The sequence below is a fragment of the Kitasatospora albolonga genome (assembly GCF_039535905.1).
GTDB lineage: Bacteria > Actinomycetota > Actinomycetes > Streptomycetales > Streptomycetaceae > Kitasatospora > Kitasatospora albolonga.
This window is the reverse complement of record NZ_BAAAYB010000052.1, coordinates 66942-80354: the sequence shown is the minus strand read 5'-3', so window position 1 is coordinate 80354 and position 13413 is coordinate 66942. Positions and strand designations below refer to the sequence as shown.

11 protein-coding genes are annotated in these 13413 nt (G+C 75.6%); 7 read left to right on the top strand and 4 right to left on the bottom strand.

Features of this window, described 5'->3' with window-relative positions; all coding sequences use genetic code 11:
• Positions 1-109 precede the first annotated feature (109 nt).
• The gene (locus ABD946_RS12995) at positions 110-640 is read right to left on the bottom strand and encodes a SigE family RNA polymerase sigma factor (RefSeq protein WP_345283157.1); all 531 of its coding nucleotides are present in this window, start codon (positions 638-640) and stop codon (positions 110-112) included.
• A gap of 74 nt (positions 641-714) precedes the next feature.
• Here ABD946_RS12995 and ABD946_RS12990 point away from each other — a divergent pair, with 74 nt between their 5' ends.
• Both ABD946_RS12990 and ABD946_RS12985 read left to right on the top strand, forming a co-directional pair.
• Entirely contained in the window at positions 715-855 is a 141-nt protein-coding gene (locus ABD946_RS12990) for a hypothetical protein (protein WP_345283155.1), read from the top strand.
• A 107-nt stretch (positions 856-962) separates the two neighbouring features.
• Positions 963-1433 (top strand): MarR family winged helix-turn-helix transcriptional regulator, encoded by a 471-nt coding sequence (locus tag ABD946_RS12985; protein ID WP_345283154.1) that lies wholly within the window; start codon positions 963-965, stop codon positions 1431-1433.
• A gap of 58 nt (positions 1434-1491) precedes the next feature.
• On the opposite strand, the gene ABD946_RS12980 is transcribed toward ABD946_RS12985, so the two are convergent.
• Positions 1492-2010, bottom strand: coding sequence for an EF-hand domain-containing protein (locus tag ABD946_RS12980; protein ID WP_345283152.1), 519 nt, complete (start codon positions 2008-2010; stop codon positions 1492-1494).
• A gap of 146 nt (positions 2011-2156) precedes the next feature.
• Here ABD946_RS12980 and ABD946_RS12975 point away from each other — a divergent pair, with 146 nt between their 5' ends.
• From ABD946_RS12975 to ABD946_RS12965, 3 genes are all read left to right on the top strand, one after another.
• Positions 2157-2843 (top strand): TetR/AcrR family transcriptional regulator, encoded by a 687-nt coding sequence (locus ABD946_RS12975; RefSeq protein WP_345283151.1) that lies wholly within the window; start codon positions 2157-2159, stop codon positions 2841-2843.
• A gap of 112 nt (positions 2844-2955) precedes the next feature.
• Complete coding sequence (locus ABD946_RS12970) at positions 2956-4095, top strand: FAD-dependent oxidoreductase (protein ID WP_345283149.1); 1140 nt, start codon at positions 2956-2958, stop codon at positions 4093-4095.
• Between the two features lie 73 nt (positions 4096-4168).
• Positions 4169-5362, top strand: coding sequence for a CapA family protein (locus ABD946_RS12965; RefSeq protein ID WP_345283148.1), 1194 nt, complete (start codon positions 4169-4171; stop codon positions 5360-5362).
• Positions 5363-5384: 22 nt separating this feature from the next.
• Here the strand turns inward: ABD946_RS12965 and ABD946_RS12960 are convergent, their stop codons facing one another.
• Both ABD946_RS12960 and ABD946_RS12955 read right to left on the bottom strand, forming a co-directional pair.
• Positions 5385-8801: a molybdopterin-dependent oxidoreductase gene (locus ABD946_RS12960; RefSeq protein ID WP_345283146.1), complete on the bottom strand. Its 3417-nt coding sequence runs from the start codon at positions 8799-8801 to the stop codon at positions 5385-5387.
• Between the two features lie 125 nt (positions 8802-8926).
• Positions 8927-9799 carry a D-hexose-6-phosphate mutarotase gene (locus ABD946_RS12955; protein ID WP_345283144.1) on the bottom strand — a complete coding sequence of 291 codons (873 nt, stop codon included), beginning with the start codon at positions 9797-9799 and terminating at the stop codon, positions 8927-8929.
• Positions 9800-10004: 205 nt separating this feature from the next.
• On the opposite strand from ABD946_RS12955, the gene ABD946_RS12950 reads away from it, so the two are divergent.
• On the top strand, positions 10005-11720 hold the full coding sequence (locus ABD946_RS12950; protein WP_345283142.1) for a helix-turn-helix domain-containing protein: 1716 nt from the start codon (positions 10005-10007) through the stop codon (positions 11718-11720).
• A 317-nt stretch (positions 11721-12037) separates the two neighbouring features.
• Positions 12038-13369, top strand: coding sequence for a type III PLP-dependent enzyme domain-containing protein (locus ABD946_RS12945; protein ID WP_345283141.1), 1332 nt, complete (start codon positions 12038-12040; stop codon positions 13367-13369).
• Positions 13370-13413 lie beyond the last annotated feature (44 nt).

Genomic DNA, 13413 nt, shown 5'->3' with positions numbered 1-13413 from the left:
CTCGGGCGTGGTTCGGGGCGCGCGGCGGGCCGGCGGGAAGGGGAGGGTGGAGGGCAGCAGGCCCCGGCGGGCGGTGGCCGGAGGGGCGACGGAGGCAGCTGAGCGGCCGTCACTTGACGGCCAGTTCCGCGAGGTCGGTGCCGAGCACCCCGCGCAGGCGCTCCAGCGCCCGGGCGCTGCGGGTGCGGACCGCCCCGGAGCGGAGCTTGAGCGCCGCCGCCGTCTCCTCGACGCTGCGGTCCTCCCAGAAGCGCAGCACCAGCACCGCCCGGTCCTGCGGGGCCAGCCGGGCCAGCGCGTCCAGCAGCGTGACCCGCAGGGCCGGGTCCGTCTCGCCGGACGGCGTCTCGCGGATGGTGTCGGTGACGTGCTCGCCGCTGCTGCGCCGCCGCTTGTGCGTCAGGAAGGCGTTGACCAGCGTGGTCTGCGCGTAGGCGGCCGGGTTCTCCATCCGGGAGACCTTGCGCCACTTCACGAACATCCGGCCGAGCGCCTCCTGGGCCAGGTCCTCGGCGAGGTGGGCGTCGCCGCCGGTGAGCAGGAACGCCGTCCTCACCAGGTGCGGCCCCCGCCCGGCGGCGAACTCCAGGAAGTCCAGGGGCCGGTCATGGGCCGTCTCGTCTGCGGTGGTGTCCCTCATGCCACTCCAACGCGATGGGACCGCGATCGTGTCACACCCCCGTCCGGGGTTCTTTCCGGTGGCGCCGCCGACGGATGCGGCGCGAGCTGGACCGCGAGCCGCAGCGCGGGCTGGTGCCGGAACGGTTCGTCTCCTCGCTGCCGGCGGAGGACGAGGACGTGCTGCGCCGCATGCTGACGGCCGATGCGGCCGCCCCGTCGACGACATCGATGTAGACCGAAGGGCCGCCCCGGCCGTAAGGTGGGGGCGGTTCACTTCACGGGCCGTCGTGCGCGGCCCCGACCGGGGGTGACGTCCTCCCCCCGCGGCGATGGGATGCAGTGTGTACGACAGGCGGAGCGGCGCCTCCAACCCCTCCGAACGGACCGTCCGGCTCCTGGCCCAGGCGGCCAGGTCGCTGGACGCGATGCTGACCGCGCGCCTGACCGGACGCGGGCTGTCGGCCCTGCACCAGAGCGTCCTGGAAGCCCTGACCGAGCTCGGCCCGCACGGGCTGCCGGACCTCGCCCGCCAGCTGGACGTCGAGGAGTCGGCCCTCTCCCCCGTGGTCGAGGAGCTGACCGCGCACGGCCTGGTGGACCTCCTCGTGGTCCACGTCGGCGGGCGCCGTCGGCTGGTGACCGTCACCGAGGCGGGCACGGCCGCCGCGGCGGCCGGCGGCACCGACGAGCAGGAGGTCCAGGACCAGATGCTGGCCTCGCTCACCCGGGGCGAGCGGGCCCAGCTCCACTACATGCTCCGGCAGGTCTGCGCCTCGGCGTCCCGCGGCTCGGCCCGGCCGCGGGCCTCCTGAGGACCCGTCGCCCTCGCCCCGCCCTGCCGAGCGGCCCGACGGAGCGTCAGGGGGAGCCTCAGCCGAGGAGGTGGTCGGTGACCTGCTGCCCCTCGCCGGTGTAGTAGCCGGCGATGCTCTCCAGCCAGCGCTCGCCCGAGACCCGGCCGGTTCCCGCGGGGTCGAGCTCGTCGAAGGTGGCCTCGGCCCGGGCGACCGCGAAGCCGGTGGCCACCATGCAGGCCACGTACTGCTCGCGCTCCACCCAGCCGTCGCCGTTCCGGTCGGCCGCGCCCACCAGCGCCTCGGCGTAGGGGCGGACGTAGCGCTCGAAGGCCGCCCGGTCGTGGACCACGGCCGAGTACTCCTCGAAGTCCACGACACCGTCGCCGTTGCTGTCGGCCTGCTCGTAGAGTCCCTGCCAGTACGTCAGGTACGCCTCCCGCACCCGCAGGGCGGCGGCCGTCCCGGGCTCGATCCCGCTGGCCGCGATCACCCGGTCCGCCAGCAGCTCGAAGTCGCCCCGCTCCAGCACCCCGCTGTCGTCCGCGTCCAACAGGCCGAAGCGGTAACGGGCACGGTCCTGCGAAGCACCCACGGTCGCACTCCCTCACACGGAACGGACAGGTCCGGAGGGAGGTTACCGGGCCACCCGCCCCCGCAGCCACACCGATTCACCCGGTGGAACGGCACGGCCCGGCGGCGCGGCCCGGCGGGCACGAACGCGTTCGTTACGATCGGGGGATGACTGAGCCGAGGAGCCGCCGGGAGCGCCCTGCCAAGCCCGCCCTGTCGCGGCGGTGGATCGTGGAGACCGCCGTGCGGATCATGCGCGACGAGGGCCTGGAGAAGGTGACGATGCGCCGGCTGGCGCAGGAGCTGGACACCGGCCCGGCCTCGCTCTACGTCTACGTGGCCAACACCGCCGAACTGCACGCGGCCGTGCTCGACGACCTGCTCGGCACGGTCGACCTGACGGCCCCCCGGGCCGAGGAGGGCGACTGGCACGGGCAGCTGACGGCGGTTCTGCTCGGCTACGCCCTGGCCCTGTTCGAGCATCCGCAGTTGGCCCGCTCGGCCCTGGTGGCCCGGCCCAGCGGGGAGAACTACCTCCGGTTGGTGGAGCGCGTGCTCGCGCTCCTGGCGCACAGCGGCGCACCCACGGCGCAGGTGGCCTGGGGCGCGGACGTCCTGCTCCAGCAGGCCACCGCCGCCGCGGCCGAGCACTCCACCCGGGCGGGCGACCCGGCCCGGCAGCGCGACTGGGAGGCGCTCACCCACGCGCTGGAGACGGTCGACCCGGCCACCCACCCGGCGATCCGCGCCCACATGCCGGCCCTGGTCGGCGGCGCCGGGGCCCGGCTGGCCTGGTCCGTCCAGGCCCTGATCAACGGCGTCGTCAGCACCCCCGTCCCGCCCCCGCACGGCTGACCGACCCCCTCCGCGCGGCCCGCTCCTCCGCCGCGCCCGTCGACGAACTTGTTCGCTACGAACATGTTCGTTACCGTGGAGGAGTCAGACCGCACGCCCCGAGGAGGCCACCATGAGCACCCACCACCCCATCGCGATCATCGGCGCGGGCCTCGGCGGCCTGGTCGCAGCCCGGGTCCTGCACGGCCACGGCATCGAGGCCGCGGTCTTCGACCTGGAGGAGTCGGCCGCCGCCCGCACCCAGGGCGGGATGCTGGACATCCACGAGGAGAACGGCCAGCGGGCACTGCGCGCGGCCGGGCTGCACGAGGAGTTCCTGGCCCTGGTCCACCCCGGCGGCGAGGCCATGCGGCTGGTCGGCCCGGACGGCACCGTGCACGTCGAGGCCGAGGACGACGGCACCGGCGGCCGCCCCGAGATCGACCGGAGCGACCTGCGCCGGCTGCTGCTCGACTCGCTCCCCGAGGGCACCGTCCACTGGGGGCGCAAGGTCACCGGGGCCCGCCCGCTCGGCGACGGGCGGCACGAGGTGGCCTTCGCCGACGGCCCGACCGTCACCACCGACCTGCTGGTCGGCGCGGACGGCGCCTGGTCCCGGATCCGGCCGCTGCTCTCCGACGCCGTCCCCGCCTACACCGGCATCTCCTTCGTGGAGGCCGACCTGCTGGAGGCCGACACCCGCCACCCGCACAGCGCGGCCCTGCTCGGCGGCGGCTTCTTCCTCTCCCTCGGCCCCGGCCGCGGCTTCCTCGGCCACCGCGAGACGGACGGCAGCCTGCACGTCTACACCGCGCTCCGGGCCCCCGAGGCCTGGCTGGACACCGTCGACTTCACCGACGCCCCGGCCGCCAAGGCCGCCGTCCTCGCCCACTTCGAGGGCTGGGACGAGGGCCTGCGCGCCCTCGTCTGCGACGCCGACGGCAGCCTCGTCCCGCGCCGCATCCACGCCCTCCCCGTCGGCCACCGCTGGGCCCGCGTCCCGGGCGTCACCCTGCTCGGCGACGCGGCCCACCTGATGTCCCCGTTCGCCGGCGAGGGCGCCAACCTCGCCATGCTGGACGGCGCCGAACTCGCCCTCGCCCTGGCCGCCCACCCCGGCCGGCCCGAAGCCGCCCTGGCCAGCTACGAAGAGGCGCTCTTCCCACGCAGCGAGGCCTCCGCCGCCGAGTCCGCCGAGAGCCTGGAGACGATGTTCGGCGAGCACGGCCTGGAGCGCATGACGGCCTTCTTCGCCTCCGCGCCGAACGGGTGACCGACTCGCGTGGCGCGACCGCGCGCGGCCGCACTCGTCTCATGGTCGGAGATACCGACCATGAGACGAGTTGATGATGAGTCATTCATGCCGCACGGCCCTGCTCCCCGCCGCGGTCCTGCTGGCGGCCACGGCGGCCTGCGCCGGCCCCGCCCCGCAGCAGAGTGCCCAGCCCGCTCCCGTACCGGCCGCTCCCGCCGTGCCGGCCCCCGCCGACGACGGGCGGCGGCCGTTCACCCTGGTCGCCTCCGGGGACGTGCTGCCGCACGCCTCGATCATCCGCCAGGCCCAGGCCGACGCCGGGGGCAGCGGGTACGACTTCTCCAAGATGCTGGCCGGGGTCAGACCGGTGGTCTCGGCCGCCGACCTGGCGATCTGTCACATGGAGACGGTGTACGGCGCCGAGGGCGGCCCGTTCACCGGGTACCCGACCTTCAAGTCCCCGCCGGAGGTGGCCCGGGCGCTGCGGGACACCGGCTACGACTCCTGCTCCACCGCCTCCAACCACACCCTGGACGCGGGGGCCGCCGGGATCGACCGCACGCTCGGGGCGATGGACGCGGTCGGGCTCGGGCACGCCGGGTCGGCCCGCAGCGAGGAGGAGCGGGGGCGCCCCGCCCTGCTCAGGGCCGGCGGTGCGACCGTGGCCCAACTCGCCTACACCTACGACACCAACGGGATCCCGTTCCCCGAGGGGCGCCCCTGGGCGGTCAACCTGATCGACCGCGACCGCATCCTCGCCGATGCCCGCGCCGCCCGCCGGGCCGGTGCCGACGTGGTGGTGGTCAGCATGCACTGGGGCACCGAGTGGCAGGACGACCCCAATGAGCAACAGCTCACCCTGGCACAGGAGTTGACGGCCGCCCGGACCGACGGACGGCGCGACGTCGACCTGATCCTCGGCACCCACGCCCACATCCCGCAGGCCTACGAGCAGGTCAACGGCACCTGGGTGGTCTACGGCATGGGCGACCAGCTGGCCGGGGACATGTACAACTACACCGGCGCCTTCGACCCCCGGGGCAACCAGAGCTCGATCGCCCGGTTCACCTTCTCCCCGCCCACCGGCCCGAACGGGCCGTGGACCGTCAGCAAGGCCGAGTTCGTCCCGCAGCTGACGGACCTGGCCACCAACCGGGTGCTCGACCTCACCGAGGCCGTCCGGCAGAACCCGGCCAACACCGACTGGGCCAAGGCGCTGGACCACATCCGCACCGTCGTCCTCAGCCGCGGCGGCGCCGACGCCGGCCTCACCGCGGCCCCTTGACCGGACGCCCGCGGGGCAGGTCTCACAGGTCCAGGACGACATCGCCGCACGGGACCGCCTGGCAGGTGAGCGCGGTCCCCTCGGGCAGCTCCTCCGAGGTCTCCACCAGGTGGCCGACCCGGCCCTCCAGCACGGTGCAGGCGCAGCTCTCGCACTGCCCGGCCCGGCAGCCACTGGCCATCGCGACCCCGGCCCGCTCGCCGAGGTCGAGCAGCGAGCCCGAGCGCGCGGTCCACTCGGCGCTGCGGCCCGAGCGCGCGAAGGTGACGGTGAAGCGGGCGTCCTCGGCCAGCTCCACCTCGCGGCGGGCCGCGCGGAACCGCTCGCTGAACACCTCGAAGGCCGGCACGCCGCGCTCGCGCAGCCCGGCGGTCAGGGCCCGGAGCATCGGCTCGGGGCCGCAGAGGTAGAACCGGGCCCGGCGGGCGAGCAGGCCCGGTTCGATGTCGTCCGCCGACGGGAAGCCCTCCCGGTCGTGGTCACGGCCCCGCAGGTCCTGGCCCGGCCGGGGCCGCGCGTAGTACGTGACCACGCGCAACTGCGGTATCAGCAGCTCCAGTTCGCGTAGCCGCTCGCGGAAGGGGTGGTCGCCGCCGTGGGCGACGCCGTGGTGCAGGACGACCTCCGGGACGGTGCCGCCGCGGGCGGCCAGGGTCTCCAGGTGGCTGAGGAAGGGGGTGATGCCGATGCCGCCGGCCAGCAGCACGACGGGCGCGTCGGTGTCGGTGGGCACGCAGAAGACGCCGCTCGGGCTGCCCACCCGCAGCTCGTCGCCCACCCGCAGCCGCCGGTGGACGAAGGTGGAGAAGGCCCCGCCGGGCTGCAGCCGCACCGCCAGCCGGTAGGCACGGCGGCCGGGGTCGACGGCCGCGCCGGTGAGCGAGTAGCTGCGCGCGGTCCCGGGCTCCTCGGCCGCGACCGTGAGGTGCTGCCCCGGACGGAAGTCGGGCAGCGGGCCGCCGTCGGTGGGGGTCAGACGCAGCGTCAGCACGTCGGCGCCCTCGCGCTCCAGGGCGCTGACGGTGAACGGCCGGGTGCCCGCCAAGCCGGGCTGCCCGTCCACCGGCGTGACCTGGCAGGCCACCGCGCGCAGCGGCGCCGAGCCGCTGAGCGGGTCGACGACCGCGTGGTCGACCAAGCGGTTGTAGTTGCTGCCCGCCTCGGAGAGCGGATCGGCACCGGGCAGGGCGAGGTCCGCGGCCTCCTGCCACCAGCCGTACTCGCCGACCACGACGCCGGGGTGCAGCGACCCGTCGAACCGGGCCCGCATCCGGATCGCGCCCGTGCGGGTGGCCAGCCGCAGCAGGTCGCCCTCCGCGATGCCGCGTGCGGCGGCGGTCTCCGGGTGGAGGTCGAGGTGCGGTTCGGCGGCCCGGCGGCGCAGCGCGTTGACGCCGCGGTGCTGGCTGTGGACGTAGGTGCCGTGCTTGGCGCAGGTCAGCAGCAGGGGGTGGTCGGCGTCGGTGGCGGCGGGCTCGCCGGGGGCGGGCTCGCGGTGCTCGGGCACCGGCGGGTAGCCGTGCTCCAGCAGCCTCTGCGAGTAGAGCTCGACCCGGCGGGTGGGGGTGCCGAAGCCGGCGACCTCGCCGTCGCCGGAGCTGCGGCGGTAGCGGCGCTCGCCCTCCGGGACCGGCACCCGCACCCCGCCCGGCCGCTCGCGCAGCTGGGCGACCGTCAGGCCGAGCGGCTCCAACTGCCAGTTCCAGGCGGCCTCGACGTCGCCGTCGAAGAACCGGTCGCCGAAGCCGAGCCGGCGGGCCAGCTCGAAGACCACCTCGGTGTCGGAGCGGGTGCCGGGCAGCGGTTCGACGATCCGCTGCCTCAACTGCACCTGCTCCTGGGCCCGGCGGCCGACCTCGAAGCCGAACCGCAGCGCCTCGTGCTCGTAGGCGCTGTTGACCGGCAGCAGCAGGTCCGCGCTCGCGCTGGTGGGGTTCTCGAACAGGTCGAGGTGGACCTGGAAGTCCAGCGCCCGCAGCGCCCGCGCGGTGGCGTCCGAACCGGGCTGGGACACCACCAGGTTGGAGCCGAACCCGACCAGGGCGCGGACCGGGTAGGGCTCGCCGTCCTCGATCGCCCGGCGCAGGTCGCCCGCGTTGACGTAGCCGGAGGCGGGCGGTCCGAGCGGGTGCCGGTCGAGGCCGAGGGCCTTGGCGCGCTGTCCGGGGGCGAAGTCGGCGAGGGTGCTGGCCGGGCGGTACGGCGGAGGGGGTGCGAGCAGGTTGCCGCCGGGCGCGTCGAAGGAGCCGGTCAGCGCGTAGAGGGTGGCGAGGGCGCGCTCGGTCTGCGCGGCGTTGGCGCTCTGGCCGACGCCGGTCCAGCCGTAGTAGGTCACCGAGCCGCCGCCGCGCACCTGCGCGCCGATCTCGGCCGCCAGGTCGTGGATCTGTTCCGGCGTCAGCCAGGTGGCGGCCGCGGCCCGGTCGAGGGGCCAGTGCGCGCAGGCGCGGGCGTAGTGCTCGAAGGCGGGGCTGCAGTGGACGACCGCCCCGGTGCGGGTGCGGACCGGGTGACGGCCCCTCAGCGCGAAGCGCTCCGGACGCACCGCCGCCCGCCGGGTGTCGTACGGCACGGCGGCACGGGCCTCGTGGTCCCAGGTGACGAAGGCCCGGCCGCCGTCGCCCGCCGGGGGCTCCGCGAGCTCGCCGGCCCGCAGGAAGCGGCCGTCGTCCTCCCGCACCAGCAGCGGGGCGTTGGTCCAGGCGCGGACGAACTCCTCGTCGTACCAGGCGTTCTCGATCAGCTGGTGGGCCAGCCCGAGCGCCAGCGCGGCGTCCGCGCCCGGGCGGATCCGCAGCCAGCGGTCGGCGCGCAGCGCGCTGGTGGAGCGGCGCGGGTCGACGACGGCGAGCCTGGTGCCGTTCGTCTGGGCGGCCGAGAGCGCGGCGGACTGGGAGAGCCAGGTCTTGGCGGGGTTGAACCCCCAGAGCACGGCGAGGCCCGCGCGCGCGTAGTCGGGCGGCGGGATCGGGCAGCCGAAGGTGAAGGCGTGCGCGACGTCCTTGTGCCAGTTGCAGATCTCGGCGCTGTAGACGGTGTTGGGGCTGCCGAAGCGGCGCACGAAGCGCTCGATCCACTCGGTGGCGTCCGACACCATGGTGCCGCTCGGCGTGGCGACCGCGAAGGCGACCGCCTCGGGGCCGTGCTCGGCGGCGACCGCGGCCAGCCGCCCGGCGATCTCGTCCAGCGCCTCGTCCCAGCCGACCGGCCGCCAGCCCGGGTCGGGGTCGGTCTTGGGGGTGGTGCGGCGCAGCGGTGTGGTCAGGCGCCTGCTGCCGTGGGCGATCTCGGGCGCGGCGCGGCCCTTGGGGCACATCGCCGCCCCGTTCGGATGGTCCGGGTCGGGGCGCACGGCGGTGATCCGGCCGTCCTCGACCGTGTACACCGCCGCGCACCTCGACTTGCACAGGGTGCAGAATCCGCGCTTCTCCTCGACCATCCCAGGCCCTCCGGGTGCCGCTCGCGGTCGCCCGCCGAGCCCTGTCGTCTCGCACCCATTGCACCGCGGCCCCGTCGCCCCGCCCACCCGCCGTCGGTCCCCGACGGGAGGGTCGGAGGGCCCCGTCAGGCGGGGCGGACGACCCGGAGGGTGGTGGCCAGACGGTCCGGGTTGCCGGGGGTGGCCACCAGGTCGCGGCCGATCCGGCCGGTCTCCACGCAGACGAAGCCGCGGTAGCCCTCGTCGGCGAGGTCGGCCATCTCCTTGGAGAGCTGCGCGCCCGGGTTCCACACCACCACGTCGCTGTGGCCGCTGTGGTGGACCTCGATCGTGCGGCCGAGGCCGGCGTCGTCGACCGGGGTGAGGCCGGCCGGGGCGGTGTAGGTGCGGTCGACCCGCTCGTCCAGGACGACCGAGCCGGGGCCCCGGCCGTCGCCGGCGGCGACCCGGTCGTGGTAGTCGGCGCCCAGGCCGGAGACGGTGGTCCGGTCGGCGGCGCCGACGTGCAGGTAGGTGTGCAGGGCGCCGGTGCTCCGGTGCTCACCGGCCACCTCCAGCTCCACCGTGCAGTCGCGGCCCAGCCGGATCCGCACCGTCGCGGTGAAGGCGTGCGGCCAGAGCGCCAGCGTCCGCTCGTCCTCGCTGAGGGCGAGGGTCAGCTCTACGCCCTCCGCCGTCTCCTCGGTGCCCGCGAGCTCCCACTCCACCACCCGGGCGAAGCCGTGCGAGGGCGAGCCCGCCGGGCCGAACCACGGCCAGCAGAGCGGCACCCCGCCGCGGATCGCCACGCCCTCGGTCCATGACGACTCGTCACTGACCCACACCACCGGCTGCTCGCCGCTCGGCTGCCAGGTCACCAGCTGCGCCCCCTGCAGGCTCACCACGGCCCGGCCGGCCGGGTGGTCGACCACCACCACCGGGATCGCGCCCTTCTGGCGCAGCGTCACGGACGGGGACAGCTCCTGGCGGACGGGCAGGGCGAGGAAGTTCTCGGGCACGGTGGGGTCCTTCACGGGTTCGGTCGGCGCAGTGAGGTCATTATCGGCAACCGCCGGCCGATCACCGCACTCCGCCGGGTCCGGCCCGGACCACCGGAAGCGCCCCGCACCGCCCGCGCCCGGCACTACGCTGAGCCGATCGCTTGCACTGCCGGGGAGTTGACGCCCCGTCGGGCGCGGCACGTGTGCCTGGGGAGGGGTGCCCATGTCCGACGCGGAGCGTGCGGACCGGTCCGGGGCGAGACAGAGCCTGCTGGACCTGTTGCAGCTGGCGGGTGACTTCGTCGTGCCGGGCTTCGCGGCCGGGGGGCTGGACCGGCCGGTCGGCCGCCTGGTGGTGCTGGACGGCCTGGAGCCGCCGGCCTCGCAGGGCGACCTGCTGGTCGCGGTCGGGGTCGATCCGCACACCGAGGGGGCGGTGGACCTGGTCCGCCGGATGGGTGCGGCCGGGGTGGCCGGGGTGCTGTTCCGCCCGGTGGAGACCGGCACCGGGCACGGGGCGCTGGGCGAGGCGGCCGCGGCGGCGGGCACGGCCGTGCTCTTCCGCAGCCGGTGGACCGACTGGCCGACCGTCATCGGCATCCTGCAGGCGGGGCTGTCGGTCACGCCGCGGCCCCGGATCGCCACCGTCCCGCTGGGCGACCTGCCCCGGCTGGCCGAGGCGATCGCGCTCCAGGTGAACGGGTCCGTGACGATCGAGGACACGTCCTTCAACGTGCTCGCCTACTCGCCCGTCGGGGAGGACGTGGACTGGGTCCGGATCCGGACCATCCTCGGCCAGGCCCCGCCGGCCGACCGGCGCGACGACATGCGGAACGCCGGCTTCGACCGCGACCTGCTGCGCTCGGACCGGGTGCTGTACCGCAAGGCCCAGGGCGAGGCCCCCGAGCGTCTGATCGTGCTGGTCCGGGCGGGTGACGTCCCACTGGGTTCGATCTGGGTGGCGGCGGAGGGGAACCGGCCGCTGGACACCCCGGCCAACCGTGAGGCCCTGCGGGTCGCGGCGCAGTCGGCCGCGGCCCACCTGCTGCACGACCGGGCCCGCCGGGAGGGCCAGGACCAGCTCCTGCTGGAGGCCGTCCGGGTGCTGCTGGAGGGCCGCGGGTCCGCCGAGCTGCTGGCGGCGCGGACCGGGCTGCCGCAGGCGCGGCGGTGCGCGGTCCTGTCGGTCGGCATCAGCGCGGGCACCGGCTCGGGCTCGGGCACCGGCTCGGGCTCGGGCACCGGCACCGGTTCGGACTCCGGCTCCGGCGGCCCGGCAGACGCCCGGACACGCGGCCGGATGGTCGAGGCCGCGTTCCGGCACTGCACCGAACGCGGCGAGGTGGCCGTGGTGGTGCCCTCGCAGGAGGGCGTGCTCGTCCTGCTGGGCGACCTGCCGAAGGAGCTGACGCGGGCTCAGGAACGGGTGCGGCTGACCGCCGAGTCGCTGGCCGCGGAGCTGTCGCGGCGGTCGGGGCGGACGGCCCGGGTCGGCATCGGCGAGGTGAGCGACCGGCTCGACGCGGCACCCGACTCCCGCCGGACGGCCGATCTGGCGCTGGGCGGCCTGCTGTTCGGGCGCGGCCCGCAGCCCTGCGCCCGGGTCGGCGAGGTCGCCGGGGCGGTCGCGCTGCTGCGCTTCGCCGAGGCCCTGCGGGCGGTCGGGCCCCTGCCGGTGGAGACCCCGGTGACCAGGCTGCTCGCCTCCTCGCACAAGGACGTGGCCTCCCTGGTCGAGACCCTGCGCACCTTCCTGGCGCAGCCGGGCGAGAAGGCCCGGGCGGCGAAGGCGCTGGGCGTGCCCGGCAACACGTACGCCTACCGCCTGGACAGCACGGTCGTGCGGGAGAGCGGGATCGACCTGGACGACCCCGACGCCCGGCTGCTGGCCCAGCTCCAACTGCTGCTGCTCCGCGGCTCGGTGGCCGGGGAGGGGTGAGGTTCGGCGCCGCGCGCGAGGAGGCCGCTCCGCCTTCGGTGTACGGCGCGAGAACGGGCCGGTCTCCCCCGCTGCGGCGCCCGGCGGCACCACCGTTCCCGCAGGTTTCCGGTGCGGCCCACGGAGCCGGGACCGCCGCCGCCCGCGCTTCGTCGCGCCGCACGAGGGAGACGGCGCAAGCCCGGTCAGCGGCCTGAAGACGATCCCGGCGCCCGACGGGCACTCTGTTCGCACGGCCCGCCGGGACCACCCGGACCACCCGGACCACCGGAACGCGCGGGCCGCGCGACCGAGACGACCGGACGGAGAGCGGCACCGTGACCAACCCTCAACTGGCGGCCCTGCACGGCCCCGAACGACGTGAGCTCATCCTGGGGGCGGCGGTGCGCCAGGGGCTGCTGTCCCCAGAGGACGCGCCGCTCGCGGGCTTCCTCGACCTCGACGCCGTGGCCGCGACCGTGGAGGCGCTGCACCGCGCCTTCCCCGGGTCGGTGCGGGTGCTGCACGCCTTCGCGGCCAAGGCCAACAGCCTGGTCCCGGTGCTGCGGCGGCTGCGGGACCTGGGCATGGGCTGCGAGGTGGCCAGCCCCGGCGAGTTCGCGCAGGCGCTCGCCGCCGGGTTCGAGCCGGAGCGGATCGTCTTCGACTCCCCCGCCAAGACCCGCCGCGAGCTGGCCCTGGCGCTCGAACTCGGGACGGCCGTCAACATCGACAGCTGGCAGGAGCTGGCCCGGGTCGACGAACTGCTGGCGGGCCGCCGGAGCGGATCCGGCACCACGGACCCGCGGATCGGGGTGCGGGTCAACCCGCAGATCGGCGGCGGCACCATCGGGGCGATGAGCACCGCCACCGCGACCTCCAAGTTCGGCATCGCGCTCGCGGACGAGGGCAACACCGAGCGGCTGGTCGCGACCTTCCGGGACCGGCCCTGGCTGACCTGGCTGCACTGCCACGTCGGCAGCCAGGGGTGCCCGCTGGACCTGATGGCGGAGGGCGTCGCCGCCACCGTCACCCTCGCCCAGAAGATCAACGGCGAACTGGGCCGCCGTCAGGTGGTCGGCCTGGACATCGGCGGCGGCCTGCCGGTCAACTTCGCCGACGACCGGGCCACCCCCGGCCACCAGGACTACGTCGAGCTGCTGCGGGCGCACGTACCCGCGCTGTTCTCCGGCGAGTTCGCCCTGGTCACCGAGTTCGGCCGCTCGGTGCTGGCCAAGAGCGGCTTCACCGCCGCCTACGTGGAGTACACCAAGAACTCCGGCGGCCGGGCGATCGCGATCACCCACGCCGGAGCGCAGGTGGCCACCCGGACGGTCTTCGCCCCGGACTCCTGGCCGCTGCGGGTGACGGCGCACGACGCGACCGGGGCCGCCAAGCGCGGGGCGCCGGTCGAGCAGGACGTGGCCGGACCGGCCTGCTTCGCCGGCGACCTGGTCGCCCGGGCCCGCCCGCTGCCGCTGCTGGAGCCGGGCGACCTGGTCGCGCTGCTCGACACCGGTGCCTACTACACCTCGACCCCGTTCTCCTACAACAGCCTGCTGGAGCCCGCCGTCCACGGGGTCACGGTGGCGGCGGACGGGGCCGTGCGCTTCGAGACGCTGCGCGCCGCGCAGACCCTCGAGGACCTGCTGCACCGCACTGGTGGGTGAGCCTTCCCCCGGTCCGGTGGTCGCACCTCCCCCGTCCGCCCCGT